This window comes from Pseudomonas flavescens (genome assembly GCF_013408425.1).
Taxonomy (GTDB): Bacteria; Pseudomonadota; Gammaproteobacteria; order Pseudomonadales; family Pseudomonadaceae; genus Aquipseudomonas; species Aquipseudomonas fulva_A.
The window spans coordinates 3,256,351-3,276,014 of the sequence record NZ_JACBYV010000001.1 but is presented as its reverse complement, the minus strand read 5'-3'; the positions used below and the strand labels follow the sequence as shown (position 1 = coordinate 3,276,014).

Sequence of the window (19,664 nt, the reverse complement as noted above, 5' to 3'; positions counted from 1 at the left end):
CTGAACCATTGGAGATCTCCATGAATACGCGCGGCTTGCTCGACCAACTGCTGAAGTCCGGGCAGGAATTGCTGCAACAGAAAACCGGCGGCAAGTCCTCTTCGGGGCTGGGCGGAGCGCTGGGTGGATTGCTGGGCGGCGGCAGTGGTGGCGCCGGCAAGGCTGACAACGGTGGTATCGGCTCGATGCTCAAGGGCGCCGGTGGTGGTGCCGCGCTGGCCATGCTGCTGGGCAACAAGAGCGCCCGCAAGGTCGGTGGCAAGGTCATCACCTATGGTGGCCTCGCCGCGCTGGGCGTGATCGCCTACAAGGCCTATGGCAACTGGCAGGCCAAGCAGGCCGGTGCGCCACAGGGCGAGCCGCAGACCCTCGACCGTCTGCCTGCTCCCCAGGTGGAGCTGCACAGCCAGGGCATTCTCAAGGCGCTGGTGGCTGCGGCCAAGGCCGACGGCCATGTCGACGAGCGCGAGCGCGAGCTGATCGAAGGCGAGTTGAGCAAACTGGCCAGCGACGCCGAAACCCAGCGCTGGCTGCAGGCCGAGCTGAACAAACCGCTGGACCCCGCCGATGTGGCACGTTCGGCCAGCACGCCGGAAATGGCTGCGGAAATGTACGTCGCCAGCGTGCTGATGGTCGATGAAGAGCACTTCATGGAACGCGCCTACCTGGAAGAGCTGGCCCGCCAGTTGAAGCTCGACCCGGCCCTCAAGGCCGAACTCGAAGCCCAGGTTCGCCAGGATCTGCAGTAACTCCGCCGTACCGGCTGCCGACGGCTCAGTACCGTTCGGCAGCCTTATTTCTTCTTCCCCCCTGACACTCAAGCGCCTGTTGCTACAGTAAATAGGTCTGTCTCGCTTGCGCTGCAACCGCAACGCCCATAGAGTCCGGCGCATGACCTGCGGAGGCTACCCGCAGGCTTCATTTAGAGTCTCGGCAGATGGGGTTGAATGTGAAGAACTGGACTGTTCGCCAGCGTATCCAGGCAAGTTTCGCGATCATCATCGCGATCATGCTGTTGATGGCCGCGGCATCCTTCGAGCGCCTGCTCAAGGTCGAGGGTGGGGCTACCCGTCTGCTGGACGATGCCATGCCTGGCATGTTCCACATCACTCAGGTGCGCAGTGCCTGGACGGACCTGTTCCACCAGACCATCGTGCAGGTCAGTATCAAGGAGCAACACAGGCTCAGCGATGCCGACCGTCAACTGATCAAGGGCGCCAGCGACAAGCTGGTCACGTCGCTTGCCGACTACCGGGCGACCATTCGCGATGACACTGACCGGAGTGCCCTGGAGGCCTTCGATCAGACCCGTGAGCTGTTCGCGCAGCAGCAGGCCAGCGTGCTGACGGTCTATGACGAAGGCCGCTCCGTCGAGGCGCGGGCCCAGCTGGCCGGGCAACTGACCGATACCTGGAACGTCGGGCGTACTCAGCTCACCTCGATGATCGAGCTTAATCGCGATGTGGCGTATTCCTCTGCCGGGGATATCGTTTCTGCGGTCAGCCGAGCCAAATTGAGCATGGTGGTATCTGTGCTGCTGGCAATCATCGCCGCTTTCGTATGCGGTTACTTCCTGATGCAGGCGATCACCCGCCCGGTGCAGCAGGTGGTGCACACCCTGCAGGCACTGGCCAGTGGCGACCTGACCGTGCGCCTGAACCTCGGCCGTCGTGACGAGTTCGGTGCCATCGAAACCGGCTTCAACGGCATGGCCGAAGAGATCAAGACGCTGGTCGCCCAGGCGCAGCGTTCCGCCGTGCAGGTCACCACCTCGGTGACCGAGATCGCCGCCACCTCCAAGCAGCAGCAGGCCACCGCCACGGAAACCGCGGCTACCACCACCGAGATCGGTGCCACCTCCCGAGAAATCGCCGCCACGTCGCGGGATCTGGTGCGCACCATGACCGAGGTTTCCGGCGCCGCCGAGCAGACGTCGACCCTGGCCGGAGCAGGGCAGTTGGGCCTGGCGCGCATGGAAGACACCATGCACCAGGTGATGAGCGCCGCCGAGCTGGTCAACGCCAAGCTGGCGATCCTCAACGAGAAGGCCGGCAACATCAATCACGTGGTCACCACCATCGTCAAAGTCGCCGACCAGACCAACCTGCTGTCGCTCAACGCCGCCATCGAAGCGGAGAAGGCTGGCGAGTACGGCCGTGGCTTCGCGGTGGTCGCCACCGAAGTTCGCCGTCTGGCCGACCAGACCGCCGTGGCTACCTACGATATCGAGCAGATGGTTCGCGAGATCCAGTCGGCGGTTTCCGCCGGCGTGATGGGCATGGACAAGTTCTCCGAGGAAGTGCGCCGCGGGATCGGCGAAGTCGGCCAGGTCGGCGAGCAGCTCGCGCAGATCATCCATCAGGTGCAGGCGCTGGCGCCCCGTGTCTTGATGGTCAATGAAGGCATGCAGGCGCAGTCCACCGGTGCCGAGCAGATCAATCAGGCGCTGGTGCAGCTCAGTGAAGCCTCGTCGCAGACCGTCGAGTCGCTACGCCAGGCCAGCGCATCGATCGACGACCTCAATCTGGTGGCGAACGGTTTGCGTACCGGCGTCAGCCGCTTCAAGGTCTGAGCCGGTGAGCGAAACAGGCAGGCCATCGCCGGGGCGGCGTAGCCCCGGTCAGCTGTTCCTGTTGTTCAGCATGGGCACGGATCGCTACGCCCTGGATGTTCGTGAAGTGGTCGAAGTGATGCCGTTGCGCAGCTTCAAGCAGATCCCGGCTGCCCCCGATTGGGTTGCCGGGCTGTTCGCCTATCGCGGCAAGCCGGTGCCGGTGCTCGACCTGTCTTTCCAGGCACTCGGTCAACCAGCCACGGTGCGCACCAGCACGCGCCTGGTGATCGTCAACTACCAGCCCCAGGCGAGCCAGCCTGCTCGCCTGCTGGGACTGATTCTGGAACAGGCCAGCGATACCCTGCGCAGCCCCGCCGAGGCATTCGTCGACGCCGGGGTGAGCGTGCCCAATGCCCGCTACCTGGGGCCGGTGCTCAAGGCCGAACAGGGGTTGGTGCAATGGGTCCGCGTGGCCGATCTGCTCGACGAAGCGGTGCGTGAGCTGCTGTTCGCGGCAACCCTGGAGGCCAGCGTATGAGCGGCCGTTTCGAGCGCCTGTTGCATGGCCTGATCGGACTCGATGCCGAGTCGGTAGGCCAGGTGGTGATCGAACGTGCGGTTCGCCAGCGCGTCGCGGCACTGGGCTGTGCCGACGAGGAGGCCTATTGGCTGCAACTGCAGGCCTCCGCCATCGAGCAGCAGGCACTGGTCGAGGCCGTGGTGGTACCGGAGACCTGGTTCTTTCGCTACCCGGAATCCTTCGTCGCGCTCGCGCAACTGGCCCGTGAGCGGGTCGCGCAGATCATGGGCGTTCGCCCGCTGCGCATACTCAGCCTGCCCTGTTCGAGTGGCGAAGAGCCGTATTCCATTGCCATGGCGCTGCTCGATGCCGGGCTGCCGGGCGAAACGTTTCGCATCGATGCCATGGACATCAGCGAGCTGATACTGGTTCGCGCACAGCGAGCGCTGTACGGGCGCAATTCGTTCCGTGGCGACAACCTGAGCTTTCGTGATCGGCACTTCGTCGAAACCCCGGAAGGCTTTCAGCTCCAGGACGAGGTGCGTCGCAAGGTCCGTCTGCTCGCCGGCAACCTGCTGGCCCCCGGTCTGCTGGCTGGCGAGGCGCCCTACGATTTCGTGTTCTGTCGCAACCTGCTGATCTACTTCGACCGACCGACCCAGCAATCCGTGGCGGCCGTGCTGCAACGGCTCATGCGTGACGACGGTGCACTGTTCATCGGGCCGGCCGAGGCCAGCCTGTTCAGCCAGGTTGGCATGCAGGCCTTGAACATCCCCCTGGCCTTCGTGTTTCGCCGAGCCAGTGACACGCCGCCGCGCCTCGCGGCCTCGCTGCGCCAGGTCGCCCCGGCCATACCCGCGCGGGCACGGGTCGCAGCACCTGTCGCTGCGCCAGACAAACCGCCGGTGCGCCGGGTGCCTGCCGCAGCGCCGCCGCCGGTGGCCGCAGGCGATGCCGCCCTGGATGAAATCGCCACGCTGGCCAACGCCGGGCGCAGCGACGAAGCCCGCATGGCCTGCGAACGCTATCTCGCCGCGCACGGCCCGACGGCTCAGGCGTTCTACTGGCTGGGCCTGCTCAGCGATGTGGCCGGGCGTAGCAGCGAGGCCCAGGATTATTACCGCAAAACCCTGTATCTGGCGCCCAGGCACGCCGAAGCGCTGGCTCACCTGTCGGCGCTGCTCGCTGCCCGTGGTGATCTGGCGGGCGCCAAGCGCCTGCAGCAACGCGCCGGGCGTGGAGTGAGCCGCGATGACCGATAGTCTTCTGCCGCTGAGCGATATCGAACGGGCGGCCATCGACGATTGCTGGAACCGCATCGGCGTGCAGGGCGACAAGTCCTGTGAGCGCCTGGTCCAGCACATTCACTGTCGCAACTGCGAGGTTCACGCGTCCCTGGCTACCCGCCTGCTGGATCGGTTCGCTTTGCAGCGCGATGAGGATGAGCCAGAGCATGAGTGGGTCGAGGAAGAGAGCGGCGAGCGTCGTTCGATTCTCATCTTCCGGGTAGGGGAGGCCTGGTTGGCGCTGGCCACCCGTGCATTGAGCGAGGTGGCGACGCGCACCTCGATCCACTCGCTGCCACACCAGCGTTCATTGGGTTTGATGGGGGTGACCAACGTGCGTGGCGCGCTGGTGGCCTGCGTTTCGTTGGCGGAGATGCTCGGGCTGGAGAGCGCCGAGGCGGTTACCGAACGTCGCGTGGTGCCACGCATGCTGATCTTCAGCCTGGCGGATGGTCCGGTGGTCATGCCGGTCGACGAGGTCGAAGGCATCGAGGCCATTGCCGTCAGCCAGGTGGTCGAGACCGGCAACGGCAGTGTGCCGATGGCGCGGCGTTTCGCCTCCGGGGTTCTCCAGTGGAAAGGTCGCAGCGTGACCCTGCTCGATGAGCAGATACTGCAGCAAACCATCGCCAGGAGCCTCGGATGACGCCCGACCAGATGCGCGACGCTTCGCTGCTGGAGTTGTTCAAGCTCGAAGCCGAGGCCCAGACCCAGGTGCTCAACAACGGCTTGCTGGTGCTCGAGCGCGATCCGCGTCATGCGGACTCCCTCGAAGCCTGCATGCGCGCAGCCCATTCCCTCAAGGGCGCGGCACGTATCGTCGGTCTCGACGCCGGGGTGAAGGTCGCTCACGTAATGGAAGACTGCCTGGTGGAGGCTCAGGAAGGCCGCCTGTTGCTGCAACCCGAATACATCGATGCGCTGTTGCAAGGCGCCGACATTCTGCTGAGCCTGGGCTCGCCCGCGGCCGATACGAATGGAACCGGCGCGGCTGTCGATGCGCTGATCGAACGCCTCGGTGCTCTCGCGCGGGGTGGTTACGTACCGGCCCAGCGCTCAGCGGTGCCGGTGCCGGTGGCGCCCGCCGTCATCGCCGAGCCAGAGCCGTTCGTACAGGAATCGCCGGAGCCGCAAAGTGCACCTGTCAGGGCGAGAGCCGAAGGCGGCGAAGTGCAGGGCGAGGGGCGTGGACGCATCCTGCGGGTCAGTGCCGAGCGACTCGACCATCTGCTGGACATCTCCAGCAAGTCGCTGGTCGAGTTCCAGCGCATCAAGCCCCTCGGCGATGGCCTGCAGCGTCTCAAACGGCTGCAAACCGTCGCGCGGCGCGCCCTCGACGTAGCCCGTGAAGCGCTACCGGAAGGCAGCATCGATGCGCAGGCCGAGGCCATGCTGGTGGAAACCCGCCAGGCGCTCACCGAGTGCCAGCAGGTGCTTGCCCAGCACATGACCGATCTGGACGATTTCGGCTGGCAGGGCGGCCAGCGCGCCCAGTCCCTCTACGACGCCGCGCTGGCGTCGCGCATGCGGCCGTTCGCCGATGTGTTGTCGGGCCATGAACGCATGCTGCGTGACCTGGCCCGGGCGCTCGGCAAGCAGGTACGGCTGGTGATCGAGGGCGAAAGCACGCAGGTCGACCGCGACGTGCTGGAACGTCTCGAGGCACCGCTGACGCATTTGCTGCGCAATGCTCTGGACCACGGCATCGAGCCGCCCGAGGTGCGCCTGGCGCGCGGCAAGACAGCCGAAGGCCAGATACTGATTCGCGCCCGTCACCACGCCGGCATGCTATTGCTGGAACTCAGCGACGATGGGGGCGGCGTCGATCTGCATAAACTGCGCAGTGCGGTGATCAGCCGTGGTTTCGCCACCGAACAGACCGGCGAGCAGCTGACCGAGGAGGAGCTGCTGGCCTTCCTGTTCCTGCCCGGTTTCAGCATGCGTGATCAGGTCACCGAGGTGTCCGGCCGCGGTGTTGGCCTGGATGCCGTTCAGCACATGGTGCGGCAACTGCGCGGCGGTGTGCGCATGCAGCAGCGCCAGGGACAGGGTTCGACCTTCCACCTGGAGGTGCCGCTGACGTTGTCGGTGGTGCGCAGCCTGGTCGTCGAGGTCGGTGGCGAAGCCTATGCCTTGCCGCTGGCCCACATCGAACGGATGACCCGCCTGCAGGCCGAAGACATCGTTCAACTGGAAGGGCGTCAGCACTTCTGGAGCGAAGGGCAGCACGTCGGTCTGATCGCGGCCAGCCAGATTCTCCAGCGCCCGGAAGGCAAGCCCAGCGACAACGGCATTCCGGTGGTGCTGATCCGTGACCGTGACAACCTGTTCGGTCTGGTGGTGGAGCGTTTCGTCGGTGAGCGCACGCTGGTGGTGATGCCGCTGGATCCACGGCTGGGCAAGGTGCAGGATGTGTCGGCAGGTGCGTTGCTGGACGACGGCACGCCGGTGCTGATCCTCGACGTCGAGGACATGCTGATGTCGGTCGCCAAACTGCTCGGCAGCGGTCGCCTGGAGCGGGTCGACCGTAGCGTCCGCCAGTTTGCCGGTGTTCAGCGCAAGCGCGTGCTGGTGGTCGACGATTCGCTGACCGTGCGCGAGCTGGAGCGCAAGCTGCTGCTCGGGCGGGGTTATGACGTGGCCGTGGCGGTCGATGGCATGGATGGCTGGAACGCCCTGCGCGCCGAGCACTTCGACCTGCTGATTACCGATATCGACATGCCGCGCATGGACGGTATCGAACTGGTCACCCTGGTGCGCCGCGACAGCCGCCTGCAATCGCTGCCGGTGATGGTGGTGTCCTACAAGGATCGCGAAGAAGATCGCCGGCGTGGTCTGGATGCCGGAGCCGACTATTATCTTGCCAAGGCCAGTTTCCATGACGAGGCGTTGCTCGACGCCGTGGTCGATCTGGTTGGAGAGCCGCACGAATGAGGATCGGGATCGTCAACGACATGCCGCTGGCGGTGGAGGCTCTGCGCCGAGCCCTGGCTCTGGAGCCGGAGCATCGCATCGTCTGGGTGGCGGGCAACGGTGCCGAGGCGCTGCAGCGCTGCGAAGTCGATCTGCCGGATCTATTGCTGATGGATCTGCTGATGCCGGTCATGGATGGGGTCGAGGCGACGCGACGGATCATGGCGCAGAGCCCCTGCGCGATCCTCATCGTCTCGGTGGATATCGAGCAGTACGTCAACCGGGTGTTCGAGGCCATGGGCCATGGGGCTCTGGACGCGGTCAATACGCCTTCGCTGGGCGGCGACGCAGCGGCTGACGCGGCGACGTTGCTGCGCAAGATCCAGAACATTGGCTGGTTGATCGGCCAGAACACGGGCCGCAAGCATAGCGTCTCAGCCCAGGCGCCCAGAGCGTCGGCGGCACGCCGGCTGGTGGCCATCGGTGCCTCGGCGGGCGGCCCGGCGGCGCTGGCCTCGCTGCTCAAGCAATTGCCGGGAAATTTCAATGCGGCGGTCATGCTGGTGCAGCACGTCGACGAGGTGTTCGCCGCTGGTATGGCCGACTGGCTGGCCGGTGAGTCGGCCCTGCCGGTGCGCCTGGCCCGCGACGGCGAGCAACCGCAAGCGGGTGTGGTGCTGCTGGCGGGCACCAACAACCATATGCGCCTGCAGCGCAATGGCGAGCTGACCTATACAGAAGAGCCACGCAGCCACGTCTATCGCCCCTCCATCGATGTGTTCTTCGACAGCGTGGTCGAGCACTGGACGGGCGATGCCATCGGCGTGTTGCTCACCGGCATGGGCCGTGATGGCGCGCTGGGGCTCAAGAACATGCGCGCCCGCGGGTTCCTCACCATCGCCCAGAACCAGGCCAGCTGCGCGGTGTATGGCATGCCCAAGGCAGCGGCGGAACTCGATGCCGCGAAGGAGATACTCGCCCTCGAACGCATCGCTCCCCGTATCGTTGAGCTATTTGGCTGATAGACTTACTCTGCGTCCAACTTTTAAGAGACTCGCCTTCAAGCCAGGTGGGTCTGGAGACCAACATGCAAGCCCCCCCACATTCCACGGAAGAACTCGGCTCACCCAAGGAAGGCGCGGTCATGGTGCTGCTCGTCGACGATCAGGCGATGATCGGCGAGGCCGTGCGCCGCGAGCTGTTGGGCGAGGGCGGCATCGACTTTCATTACTGCTCCGACCCCACTCAGGCCGTCGCGGTGGCCGAACAGCTGCGGCCGACGGTGATCCTTCAGGATCTGGTGATGCCCGGTGTCGATGGGCTGACGCTGCTGGGCGCCTACCGTGCGCGGCCTTCGCTGCGCGACGTGCCGATCATCGTGCTGTCGACCAAGGACGACGCGACCGTCAAGAGCACCGCTTTCGCCTCCGGTGCCAACGATTATCTGGTCAAGCTGCCGGACACCATCGAACTGGTGGCGCGCATTCGCTATCACTCGCGTTCCTACACCGCGCTGCAGCAGCGCGATGAGGCTTACCGTGCGTTGCGTGAAAGCCAGCAGCAGTTGCTGGAAACCAATCTGGTGCTGCAGCGCCTGATGAACTCCGATGGCCTGACCGGGCTGTCCAACCGCCGGCACTTCGACGAATATCTGGAAATGGAATGGCGCCGCGCCCTGCGTGAGCAGACGCCGATGTCACTGTTGATGATCGACGTCGATTTCTTCAAGAGCTTCAACGACAGCTTTGGGCATGTCGCCGGTGACGACGCCCTGCGCCGCGTTGCCGGAGCCTTGCGCGGCTGCTGCAGCCGCTCCACCGACATGCCTGCCCGCTATGGCGGCGAAGAGTTCGCCATGGTGCTGCCGAGCACCTCTGCGGGCGGAGCGCGGCTGCTCGCCGAAAAGGTTCGTCGGGCCGTCACCGACCTGGGCATTCCCCACGACAAGCCCGAACCTGGTTCGGTGCTGACGACCAGTCTCGGCGTCGCTACCCTGGTGCCGCGCGCCGGTCAGACCTCCCTGCAACTGGTCAATCTGGCGGACCGCGGCCTTTACATGGCCAAGCAGGCGGGTCGCGATCAGGTCGGTCTGGTGAACGACACCAGCTCCCTGGCCTGAATCAGACGGGCGAGTTGTCGATCTGCGGCTCGCCATGAAATACCGCACGACCGCGGCCGCTCTGCTTGGCGCGATACAGGGCCTGGTCCGCCAGTTCCACGACCTGTTCCAGGCTGGCGTGATCCTGCGGCCATAGCGCGCCACCGATGCTGCAGCCGATCTGCAATTCTCGGCCCTCCCACTCGATCACCGCCCCCAGCGTCTGAATAGCTCGCTCGGCCACCTGGCGGGCCTGTCCGGCCGCTTCATCGAGCGGTACCTGGAGGATCATCAGGAACTCGTCGCCCCCCAGGCGCACCACCAGATCCCCGGCACGCAGGCAGCCGCGCATACGCGAGGCCGACTCACGCAGCACCCGGTCGCCAACCGCATGGCCGTGGCGATCGTTGACCGGCTTGAAACCGTCCAGGTCCAGATACAGCACCGCCAGCCCGCAGGGCGTTCCCTGGCTACGCTGCTCTGCCCGCGGCAGGTACCTGGCCAGTGCCGCGCGGTTCGGCAGGCCGGTCAGCGGGTCATGATGGGCACGGTTGTCCAGGGCACCGAGCTCGGCGTGCTGATGGGTCAGGCTTTCCACCAGATGGCGGATGGAGTGGCTGAGCTGGGCGACTTCCCGCGGGCTGTCGACTTCAGGGATCACGATGATTTCGCCATTGGCGAGACGATCCGCTGCCTTGGCGATGCTGCGCAGTGGCCGGGTGACGTAGGTCGCCAGCAGCCAGCCACAGGCTGCGAACAGCACTGCCAGGACGCCGCCCCAGAGCACGATGCTGGTGTGGATGGCCTGTACCGGTGCATCGGCCTGCGCCAGTGACTGGCGGGCGACCACCGTCCAGCCCAGGCCCTGATAGTCGAGGTAGCCCTGGCTGAGCGCCAGGCCGGTCAGGTACTGCTTGCCGTCCGGCCATTGCTGAACGGCCCAGTGGGTAGTGTTGCCCGGCAGGTCCTGCATGGCGGGAAGGTGCAGGCGCTGGCCGATCATTTCCGTGGGGGCCAGCAGCAGGGTGCGGTCGCGACCGACCACGAAGAACTCGATCTGCCGACGCTCCTCGATGGGTTTGAGGATCGCCTGGCGTACCTCGTCGGCCCATGACCACGACAGGTGCGACGCCAGCACGCCGACCAGGCTGCCGTCCGCCGCATGCACCGGCAGGCTGATATCCACGAACTTCATCGCTTCGCCCGTCGGGTTGGGCAGCAGCTTGGCCAGCAGCACGGCCTCGTGCACGTCACCAATGAACAGGCCCTTGCTACCCTCCAGGAATACCGGGCGCTGAGCAATGCTGGCGCCTTCCAGCACACGGTTGCTGGAGGCCAGCACCGTGCCCCGGGTGTCGGTGAAACCGATCCAGGCGATGCTGGGGAATTCGCCCTGCAGGTGGTCCAGCAGGCGGCGTACATCGTCGATGTCAGCCGGCTGGCGCAGTACGCGAAGGCTGCCGATGACCTGCAACATGCTGGCGCGGCTCTGCATGTCGCGGTCGAGGCGGTCGATCATCATGTGCGACACCTCGGCCAGATCCCGACCCACGTCCTCGCGAATGCGCTGGGCGGAATCCTGGCTGATCAGGCTGCCAAGCAGCCAACTCAGCAGACTCACCAGCAGGGCGATCGACAGGGCTAGACGGCTACGCAGGCTTTGGGCACGAAACATGGTGCGCGATGATCCTTCAACGGCTCGATGGGCAGCCTCTCGAGTATAGATGGCCGTCGGTCCGTCGCAGGGTGATTGATAACGCCAGGCGTGCTGCCAGAGAACCGCGACTCGGGTATACTCGTCGGCTTTTCCGAAGTTTTACCTGTGAGTGCCGCCAGCCATGGAAATCAACCCGATCCTTAACAGCATCAAGGACCTGTCCGAGCGCACCCAGACCATTCGGGGGTATCTTTGACTACGATCACAAGCATGATCGTCTCGTCGAAGTAAACCGCGAACTCGAAGACCCGAACGTCTGGAACAAGCCGGAATACGCCCAGAACCTCGGCCGTGAGCGTGCCACGCTGGCGCTGATCGTCGAGACCATCGACGACCTGACCGGCAGCCTGGCCGATTCCCGCGACCTGCTCGACATGGCCGTCGAAGAAGACGACCAGAGCGCCGTCGACGACGTCGCCGCAGAAATCGAACGCCTGCGCGAAATCCTCGAGAAGCTGGAATTCCGCCGCATGTTCAGCCACGAGATGGACCCGAACAACTGCTACCTGGATATCCAGGCCGGTTCCGGCGGAACCGAGGCGCAGGACTGGGCCAACATCCTGCTGCGCATGTACCTGCGTTGGGCCGACAAGCGCGGTTTCAGCGCCGAGATCGTCGAACTGTCCGAAGGCGAAGTCGCCGGTATCAAGGGCGCCACCGTGCACATCAAGGGCGAGTACGCTTTTGGCTGGCTGCGCACCGAAATCGGTGTCCACCGCCTGGTGCGCAAGAGTCCGTTCGACTCCGGCGCCCGTCGCCACACCTCGTTCTCGGCGGTGTTCGTGTCGCCCGAGATCGACGACAAGGTCGAGATCGAGATCAACCCGGCCGACTTGCGTATCGACACCTACCGCTCCTCCGGTGCGGGTGGTCAGCACGTCAACACCACCGACTCGGCGGTACGTATCACTCACGTGCCGACCAACACCGTGGTGGCGTGTCAGAACGAACGTTCCCAGCACGCCAACAAGGACACCGCCATGAAAATGCTGCGGGCCCGGTTGTACGAGCAGGAAATGCAGAAGCGCAACGCGGCTTCCCAGGCGCTGGAAGACACCAAGTCCGATATTGGCTGGGGTCACCAGATCCGCTCCTACGTGCTCGATGACTCGCGCATCAAGGACCTGCGTACCGGCGTCGAGCGCAGCGACTGCCAGAAGGTTCTCGATGGCGACCTCGATCAGTACCTCGAAGCCAGCTTGAAACAAGGCCTGTAATACCTTTTGGTTCCGCCCCGGTGGGGGCGGCGACTACCCCGTGATGGAATCCCGACGAACATGAGCGACCAACAACCCGACCAGCAGCAACTGCAACAGGAAGAGAACAAGCTGATTGCCCAGCGCAAGGAAAAGCTTGCTGCCATCCGTGAGCAGGGCAACGCCTTCCCCAACGACTTCCGTCGTGACAACCTCTGCGCCGACCTGCAGAAACGGTACGTCGACAAGACCAAGGAAGAGCTCGAAGCCGCTGCCATTCCGGTCAAGGTTGCCGGTCGCATCATGCTCAACCGTGGCTCCTTCATGGTCATTCAGGACATGAGCGGGCGCATTCAGGTCTACGTCAACCGCAAGACCCTGCCCGAAGAAACCCTGGCAGCGGTGAAGAGCTGGGACATGGGCGACATCATCGCCGCCGTTGGCACCCTGGCCCGCAGCGGCAAGGGCGACCTGTACGTGGAAATGACCGACGTGCGCCTGCTGACCAAGTCGCTGCGTCCGCTGCCGGACAAGCACCACGGCCTGACCGATACCGAGCAGCGCTATCGCCAGCGCTACGTCGACCTGATCGTCAACGAAGACGTGCGCGAAACTTTCCGCGTGCGCTCCCAGGTGATCGCCCACATCCGTCGTTTCCTCGCCGAGCGCAACTTCCTCGAAGTGGAAACGCCGATGCTGCAGACCATTCCCGGCGGCGCTGCGGCCAAGCCTTTCGAAACCCACCACAACGCCCTCGACATGGCCATGTTCCTGCGCATCGCGCCGGAGCTGTACCTCAAGCGGCTCGTCGTTGGCGGGTTTGAGAAGGTGTTCGAGATCAACCGCAACTTCCGTAACGAAGGCGTTTCGACCCGGCACAACCCCGAGTTCACCATGCTCGAGTTCTACCAGGCCTATGCCGATTACGAAGACAACATGGACCTGACCGAGGAGCTGTTCCGCGAGCTGGCGCAGAGCGTGCTCGGCACCACCGACGTGCCATACGGCGACAAGGTGTTCCACTTCGGTGAGCCGTTCGTGCGCCTGTCGGTGTTCGACTCGATTCTCAAGTACAACCCGGATATCACCGCCGCCGACCTGCAAGACGTGGACAAGGCGCGCGCGATCGCCAAGAAAGCCGGCGCCAAGGTGCTCGGTTTCGAAGGCCTGGGCAAGCTGCAGGTGATGATTTTCGAGGAACTGGTCGAGCACAAGCTGGAGCAGCCGCACTTCATTACCCGTTATCCGTTCGAAGTCTCGCCATTGGCCCGTCGCAGCGACGATGATCCGAGCGTGACCGACCGTTTCGAGCTGTTCATCGGTGGCCGCGAGATCGCCAACGCCTACTCCGAGTTGAACGATGCGCAAGACCAGGCCGAGCGCTTCCAGCAGCAGGTGGCCGACAAGGACGCAGGCGATGACGAGGCCATGCATTTCGATGCCGACTTCGTTCGCGCCCTCGAATACGGCATGCCGCCCACTGCCGGTGAAGGCATCGGTATCGATCGCCTGGTGATGTTGTTGACCAACTCGCCGTCGATCCGCGACGTCATCCTGTTCCCGCACATGCGCCAGGAACTCTAAGGGTTTGCCAGAGCCGCCTTCGGGCGGCTTTTTATTACCTGTGATTCAGCGCCTATCCTGTTGATGGACAACTGGTTTGGACGCTTGACGCGCTGCGTCGAGGGAATGGACTATCAGCGCGTGGCGGTCCCACGATCGTTTCAAGGAGAGCATGATGAAAGCCTGGCGTGCACTGGTGGTGCTGTCGTTTCTGTTGTTGAGCGGTTGCCTGGTGACCTTCAAGGAGCCGATCCCGGCCAACGAAGCAGCGCCGATTCCCCTGCTTGGTACCTGGTCACGCACCGACGAGTGGGGCGAGCTGCGCTTTCTGGACATCAGCCGTTCGGGCTCCAATCTCTACAAGGCCGATGCCTACACCGACAGCATCGACAACGTCGCCAGCCTGCAGAGCTACAGCTTTACCGTCGCCCACCACGGCCGACGCTGGTACCTGTCGGCGGGGGTGCCCAAGCGCATGGGCGCGAATTTCGCCATCGGCGGCTTCGAGTTGACCCACAACAATGAGCTGGTGCTGTTCAACCTCGACGTCGAACGTATCCTCCAGGCCATCGACAACGGTGAGCTCAAGGGCAGCACCGTGGCGATGCCGCAGGGCGATGGGGTACTGGTCTCCAGCGGCCTGGAACAGGTGTTCGCGTACCTCAACGATCCGGCCAACTCCGATGTGTTCGTCGAGGTGGCGCGCTATCAGCGAACCGGGCCGTGAGTGCTTCTCACGATCTGCTGCACGCCGGCCCTGGAACGCTGAAAAAACGCTCGCATGAGGCTGTCCGGCAAGGTCGTGACCAGGCTCTGCGGGTCGATTCGGCACTTTCAGCAACGCAAAGAGGATTGCCATGAACAGCCACACAGGACTCGACGGTTACCAGCTGGTCGTGCGCGCGCTGTCCGATCGTATCGTCGAGGCGCAGACGCCGATCCGTGTACTCGATGCGGTGAAATGGGACGACTCCATCCGCCAGACCTTTCTCAAGCACAAGGGCAGGGAGCTGCCGGCGATAGACCGTGGCTACTACGACAGCCGACCGCTGGCCTTCGATCCGGCCGCCAAGAAGCTGGAGTTCCAGAACATCGAGCGCGACATCACCCGCCAGCTCGGCCAGTTCAATCCGGTGGGGCAGATCATGCGCCGCATGTGCCGCGAGTACCGCATGGTCATCCGCATGCTGGAAGCCCGTGGTACCTCGGATTTCGGGTTGATTTCCCAGGAGCTGTACGGCGCGGCGTCCGACGCCTTCCATGCCGGTGATCCGACGCTGGCCGATCTGGGGCTGATGTTTTCCGGCTACCTGAACAACATCGACAGCCGCGGCGACCTCAAGGACGAGCCCAAGACGCTGACTGCCAAGGACGCCGTCGCGCTGCTGCAGAGCCGGCTGAATCTGGTGTTCGGCGAGAGCGACAGCACCATTCGCGTGTTCGAGTCCGACGGCATTCTCGCTGACGCCGCGGCCGGTGCCGATTACATCAAGATCCGCGCCGATGCGATGTTCAACGAACGCGACGTCAAGGCACTGGAAGTACACGAAGGCCTGGTGCACGTGGCAACCACGCTCAATGGCCAGAACCAGCCTGTCTGCACCTTCCTGGCCAAGGGGCCACCCTCGTCGACGGTCACTCAGGAAGGCCTGGCCATCCTCATGGAAGTGATCGCCTTCGCCTCCTACCCCAGTCGCCTGCGCAAACTCACCAACCGCACCCGCGCCATTCACATGGCCGAGCAGGGCGCGGATTTCCTGCAGGTCTGCGATTTCTACCGTGAGCAGGGGTTCAGCCTGGAAGACAGCTACAGCAACGCCGGTCGCGCGTTCCGGGGCTCCGCTCCGAACGGTTTGCCCTTCACCAAGGATCTGTCCTACCTGAAGGGGTTCATCATGATCTACAACTACATTCAGCTCGCCGTGCGCAAAGGCAAGCTGGAACAGATCCCTTTATTGTTCTGTGGCAAGACCACGCTCGAAGATATGCGTACGCTACGTCAACTGGTCGATGAAGGCCTGGTGAGCCCCCCCAAGTACCTGCCGCAGCAGTTTCGTGATCTCAATTCGCTGTCGGCCTGGATGTGCTTCTCCAACTTCCTCAACCACCTGAGCCTGGACCGCATCGAAGCCGACTACGCCAACATTCTCTAGGGGCAGCCGCTGCGGTTTTCCGGGGCGTACCGTACGAGCTTGTCTTCAACTGAGAGGTTTATGAGCGAGCGCAATCCCATTCCCCTGATTCTCACCGCCATCGGCAGCATCGCCGGCACTGTCATGGTGCTCGGCTACTATGGCTATCTGCACTTCGCCAAGCCTGAGGATGCCTTGCTGCTGTCCGAATTCACCATGCTCAAGACCGTTCCTGGCGAGGACTACAAGGTGTCGCTGAAGGCAGCCGACCAGGTTGCCCAATGCATCGATGGCGTGCTGGTGCTGTTCGATCTCAAGCAGAAGGGGCTCAGCGGGGTACTGGTCGATAACCGCAGGCAGGCCGTGCGTTGCATGGTCGATGACATGCCGCCGGATCGTTAGGGGCTGGGCGACGCAGGGCGCCCCTGTACGCAGATTCGCGGAGCCAGAAATGACGAACCCCGCCGTGGCGGGGTTCGCTTTCGTTCGGCCTGCGCTTAGTAGCTGCGGAAGGACGAGCGGGGGGCGACGGCTTTGTTGTCGTTGGAAATGGTCACTTCCACGCGGCGGTTCATGGCACGGCCAGAGGCGCTGGCATTGCTGGCGACCGGGTATTCCTTGCCGTAGCCCTGGGCGACGATTCGCTCCGGGCCCACGCCCATGCGTACCAGTGCGGTGCGTACGGCGTTGGCGCGGCGATCCGACAGGTCGAGATTCAGGGCTTCCGAACCGGTGCTGTCGGTGTAGCCTTCGACCAGAACCTTGCGGCCGGGATTGTCACGCAGGAACTCGGCCAGTTGGTTGATGTTGTGCAGGCCTCCGGCCTTGAGCTCGGCGCGGCCAACGTCGAACAGCACGTCACCAAAGGTGACCAGCGTGCCGCGTTCGGTTTTCTTGCCGTTCAGGCTGCTCTGCAATTGCTTGATTTGCGCTTCACGGGCTTCCAGGCGTGCCTGAGTGCGCTGTGCGGCGGTCTTTTGCAGGTCCTGCTCGGTGGTACGCAGGGCGATGGTCTGGCGCGCCACTTCGACACGCTGGTTGGCCAGGTAAGACAGCTGATCGACGATCTTCTGGTCTTCCTTTTCACGATAGGCCTTCTCGGCTTTTTCCAGGAATTCGCCGGCGTCCTTGGTCTCCAGGGCGGCTACCTTGATCGCCTTGGGATCGCTTTGCAGGGTCGAGAAGTTGCTGCGCGCCTGTTCCAGATTGACGTTGGGCTTCGTCGAGCAGGCTGCCAGGCCGACGCTCAGGGCCAGCAGGGCGGGGATCATCAGTTGATTACGCATGTTTGGTCATCCTTTAACGATTAGCGAGGTCTGTTCGACAGACCTGTTACTGGCCTTGGGCAGGAGTGCTCTGGAAGCCGCGCAGGCCTTCCTGACGCAGTTCTTCGATGCCTTGTTGGGCATCCTTCAGTGCTTTCTCTGCCTTCGCCGCCTGGGTCTTGCGAACCGCCAGGCGTGCATCCCACTCGGCCTGCTCTGCCAGCCGTTTGGCTTCCTCGAATTTCTTTTCGTAAACCTTCTGCTCGGCCTGCTTCAGCTTGTCCTGGGCGGAGCGGGTTTCCACTGCGGCGAATTCTGTTCCGCCAGAGCTCACGGCTTCATTGACGGCAGACTTGGTCACCGCCAGTTGCTCGCTGGGCGGGGTGCCTGCACAGCCAGCGAGAATCAGGGCGCTGCCGACGGCCAGTGTCGCGGCTTTCCAGCCCGCCAGTTGAGTGCGCGCTTTTGAAGCAGTCTTGGTGCTCATGGTGTATGCAACTCCATAGGTAGTTTCCTGGCAGGTAGTCGATTTCCATGATGGTTTACCTGCCGCATCGAAATGGGCCGCGGAGGCCGATAGCTGCGAGCAGCTACCGTTCGTCCGTCGACCAGCGGGCATTATTGCATGACGAACGGTCGTTTTCACCGATTAGTGGTTGTTTGCTCCGATGAGCGGTATTTTCGGGTGCCTGGAGTCTGCTCGGCGCTGTCGAGCGAGGTTCGCGGGTCGCGCGGCGAAGGAGGCACGGAAGGCGTGAGTCGCGGGTGGTAAACGCGGGTTCGAGGGCTGGGCGATTGGTCGTGCGGGGGCAGGGTTACGGGCGTGTGGCGAGGTTGGCAATCAGGATCCCATTTGCCGGAGCTACAAGGCGCAAAGATGTCGCCAGGGGCGCGTGCCGGCTGCCCCTGAAACGACAGAACCCCGCCGAAGCGGGGTTCTGGTGCAACAGCAGCTACTTAGTTGCTGCTTACGGACGAGCGAGGAGCAACCGGCTTGTTGTCGTTGGAAATGGTCACTTCCACACGACGGTTCTGAGCGCGGCCGGCAGAGTCGGCGTTGCTGGCAACCGGGTATTCCTTGCCATAGCCCTGAGCGACGATGCGCTCCGGACCTACGCCCTGACGTACCAGTGCGGCACGTACGGAGTTGGCGCGACGCTCGGACAGGCCCTGGTTGTAGTCAGCCGAACCGGTGCTGTCGGTGTAGCCTTCGACGATTACCTTGCGATCCGGGTTTTCCTGCAGGAACTGGGCGAGCTTGGCGATGTTGGCGAAGCCGCCTGGCTTGAGCTCGGCACGGTTCAGGTCGAACAGTACGTCGCCGAAGGTGACCAGAGTGCCGCGTTCGGTCTGCTTGGCGTTGAGGCTGTTCTGCAGTTGCTTGATCTGCGCGTCACGGGCTTCCAGGCGGGCCTGGGCACGTTGGGCGCCCGTCTGCTCGAGGCTCGCTTCGGTGGTGCGCAGTGCGATGGTCTGACGCGCCACTTCGATGCGCTGGTTGGCCAGGTAGGAAAGCTGGTCGACCTTCTTCTCGTCTTCTTTCTCGCGGAAAGCGCGCTCGGCTTTTTCCAGCGCTTCACCGGCATCCTTGGTTTCCAGTGCCGCGACCTTCACCGCTTGCGGGTCGGTCTGCAGCGTGGAATAGCCGCTACGCGCCTGCTCGAGGTTCACGTTCGGTTGGGTGGAGCAGGCAGCGAGGCCAACGCTCAGAGCCAGCAGGGCTGGAATCATCACTTGTTTACGCATGATCGTTCATCCTTTATTCAATTGGCGAAGTCTGACGAAGCCGTTACTGACCTTGGGTCGGAGCCGGCTGAGCGCTGCGCAGACCTTCCTGACGCAGTTCCTCGATACCCTGCTGGGCATCCTTCAGTGCCTTGTCAGCCTTGGCTGCCTGGGTTTTACGCACGGCTACGCGTGCGTCCCACTCGGCTTGTTCGGCCAGGCGTTTGGCTTCTTCGTAGTTCTTCTCGATGACTTCCAGCTCGGCCTGCTTCAGTTTGTCCTGGGCAGACTTGGTTTCGACCGCGGCGAATTCGGTACCGCCGGAGCTCACGGCTTCGTTGACGGCCGACTTGGTCACAGCCAGTTGCTCACTGGGCGGAGTGCCTGCGCAACCGACGAGCAGCAAGCTGCTGCCGATAGCCAGTGCCGCAACTTTCCAGCCGGCTAGTTTGGTACGAGCGTTTGGGGCAGTTTTAGTGGTCATGGTGTGCAACTCCATTGGTAAATTCCTGGCAAACAGTCGGTTTCCACGATGGTCACCTGCCGTCCGGAAACTCAGGAGCGATAGCGGCTGAGTTAGTTTTTCTCCGGCGACCAGTGGTCATTACGGCATAACCCTGTGAGTTGGCTGAGTCAGGAAACGTTCAGCAAAAAAGTGCACGTTGCCAGGATCGCGTCGCCAGAAAAATGTCGAA

General features: G+C 63.6%; 18 protein-coding genes. 13 read left to right on the top strand and 5 right to left on the bottom strand.

Annotated elements, in window-relative coordinates:
* Window positions 1–20: 20 nt before the first annotated feature.
* The 8 genes from FHR27_RS14605 to FHR27_RS14570 all read left to right on the top strand — a co-directional run bounded on the left by FHR27_RS14605 (window position 21) and on the right by FHR27_RS14570 (window position 9,392).
* Window positions 21–749, top strand: a complete 729-nt coding sequence (locus FHR27_RS14605) for a tellurite resistance TerB family protein (RefSeq protein WP_042551831.1) — start codon at window positions 21–23, stop codon at window positions 747–749.
* A gap of 200 nt (window positions 750–949) precedes the next feature.
* A complete protein-coding gene (locus FHR27_RS14600; RefSeq protein ID WP_179538910.1) occupies window positions 950–2,572 on the top strand; it encodes a methyl-accepting chemotaxis protein in 1,623 nt (540 codons plus the stop codon).
* 4 nt (window positions 2,573–2,576) lie between these two features.
* Window positions 2,577–3,092, top strand: a complete 516-nt coding sequence (locus tag FHR27_RS14595; protein ID WP_042551830.1) for a chemotaxis protein CheW — start codon at window positions 2,577–2,579, stop codon at window positions 3,090–3,092.
* Window positions 3,089–4,336, top strand: a complete 1,248-nt coding sequence (locus tag FHR27_RS14590; RefSeq protein WP_179538909.1) for a CheR family methyltransferase — start codon at window positions 3,089–3,091, stop codon at window positions 4,334–4,336. Before FHR27_RS14595 ends, FHR27_RS14590 begins: the two co-directional genes overlap by 4 nt.
* Window positions 4,326–5,006, top strand: coding sequence for a chemotaxis protein CheW (locus tag FHR27_RS14585; RefSeq protein ID WP_179538908.1), 681 nt, complete (start codon window positions 4,326–4,328; stop codon window positions 5,004–5,006). The genes FHR27_RS14590 and FHR27_RS14585 overlap by 11 nt, the downstream gene beginning before the upstream one ends.
* Window positions 5,003–7,294: a hybrid sensor histidine kinase/response regulator gene (locus tag FHR27_RS14580; RefSeq protein WP_179538907.1), complete on the top strand. Its 2,292-nt coding sequence runs from the start codon at window positions 5,003–5,005 to the stop codon at window positions 7,292–7,294. Before FHR27_RS14585 ends, FHR27_RS14580 begins: the two co-directional genes overlap by 4 nt.
* On the top strand, window positions 7,291–8,295 hold the full coding sequence (locus FHR27_RS14575; protein WP_042551826.1) for a chemotaxis response regulator protein-glutamate methylesterase: 1,005 nt from the start codon (window positions 7,291–7,293) through the stop codon (window positions 8,293–8,295). The genes FHR27_RS14580 and FHR27_RS14575 overlap by 4 nt, the downstream gene beginning before the upstream one ends.
* Before the next feature lie 65 nt (window positions 8,296–8,360).
* Window positions 8,361–9,392: a diguanylate cyclase domain-containing protein gene (locus FHR27_RS14570; protein WP_042551825.1), complete on the top strand. Its 1,032-nt coding sequence runs from the start codon at window positions 8,361–8,363 to the stop codon at window positions 9,390–9,392.
* Window position 9,393: 1 nt separating this feature from the next.
* Here the strand turns inward: FHR27_RS14570 and FHR27_RS14565 are convergent, their stop codons facing one another.
* A complete protein-coding gene (locus FHR27_RS14565; protein ID WP_179538906.1) occupies window positions 9,394–11,046 on the bottom strand; it encodes a sensor domain-containing diguanylate cyclase in 1,653 nt (550 codons plus the stop codon).
* Window positions 11,047–11,209: 163 nt separating this feature from the next.
* Here FHR27_RS14565 and prfB point away from each other — a divergent pair.
* The 5 genes from prfB (at window position 11,210) to FHR27_RS14540 (ending at window position 16,381) form a co-directional block, all read left to right on the top strand.
* Window positions 11,210–12,305, top strand: a protein-coding gene (gene prfB, locus FHR27_RS14560) for a peptide chain release factor 2 (RefSeq protein WP_156152626.1) whose coding sequence is annotated in 2 segments (ribosomal slippage) — window positions 11,210–11,281 and window positions 11,283–12,305 — 1,095 coding nt in all. Because the reading frame shifts where the segments join, the coding sequence is not laid out codon by codon here.
* Window positions 12,306–12,365: 60 nt separating this feature from the next.
* The gene (gene lysS / locus FHR27_RS14555) at window positions 12,366–13,868 is read left to right on the top strand and encodes a lysine--tRNA ligase (RefSeq protein ID WP_042551821.1); all 1,503 of its coding nucleotides are present in this window, start codon (window positions 12,366–12,368) and stop codon (window positions 13,866–13,868) included.
* A gap of 154 nt (window positions 13,869–14,022) precedes the next feature.
* The gene (locus FHR27_RS14550) at window positions 14,023–14,574 is read left to right on the top strand and encodes a hypothetical protein (RefSeq protein WP_179538905.1); all 552 of its coding nucleotides are present in this window, start codon (window positions 14,023–14,025) and stop codon (window positions 14,572–14,574) included.
* Between the two features lie 130 nt (window positions 14,575–14,704).
* Window positions 14,705–16,000, top strand: coding sequence for a flavohemoglobin expression-modulating QEGLA motif protein (locus tag FHR27_RS14545; protein ID WP_042551819.1), 1,296 nt, complete (start codon window positions 14,705–14,707; stop codon window positions 15,998–16,000).
* 60 nt (window positions 16,001–16,060) lie between these two features.
* Window positions 16,061–16,381: a hypothetical protein gene (locus FHR27_RS14540; RefSeq protein WP_042551818.1), complete on the top strand. Its 321-nt coding sequence runs from the start codon at window positions 16,061–16,063 to the stop codon at window positions 16,379–16,381.
* A 95-nt stretch (window positions 16,382–16,476) separates the two neighbouring features.
* Here FHR27_RS14540 and FHR27_RS14535 read toward each other — a convergent pair whose 3' ends face one another.
* The 4 genes from FHR27_RS14535 to FHR27_RS14520 form a co-directional block, all read right to left on the bottom strand.
* Window positions 16,477–17,265, bottom strand: coding sequence for an OmpA family protein (locus tag FHR27_RS14535; protein ID WP_042551817.1), 789 nt, complete (start codon window positions 17,263–17,265; stop codon window positions 16,477–16,479).
* 46 nt (window positions 17,266–17,311) lie between these two features.
* A complete protein-coding gene (locus FHR27_RS14530) occupies window positions 17,312–17,731 on the bottom strand; it encodes a DUF4398 domain-containing protein (protein ID WP_042551816.1) in 420 nt (139 codons plus the stop codon).
* A 470-nt stretch (window positions 17,732–18,201) separates the two neighbouring features.
* The gene (locus FHR27_RS14525) at window positions 18,202–18,990 is read right to left on the bottom strand and encodes an OmpA family protein (protein ID WP_042551815.1); all 789 of its coding nucleotides are present in this window, start codon (window positions 18,988–18,990) and stop codon (window positions 18,202–18,204) included.
* Window positions 18,991–19,033: 43 nt separating this feature from the next.
* On the bottom strand, window positions 19,034–19,468 hold the full coding sequence (locus FHR27_RS14520; protein ID WP_042551814.1) for a DUF4398 domain-containing protein: 435 nt from the start codon (window positions 19,466–19,468) through the stop codon (window positions 19,034–19,036).
* Between the last annotated feature and the right edge of the window lie 196 nt (window positions 19,469–19,664).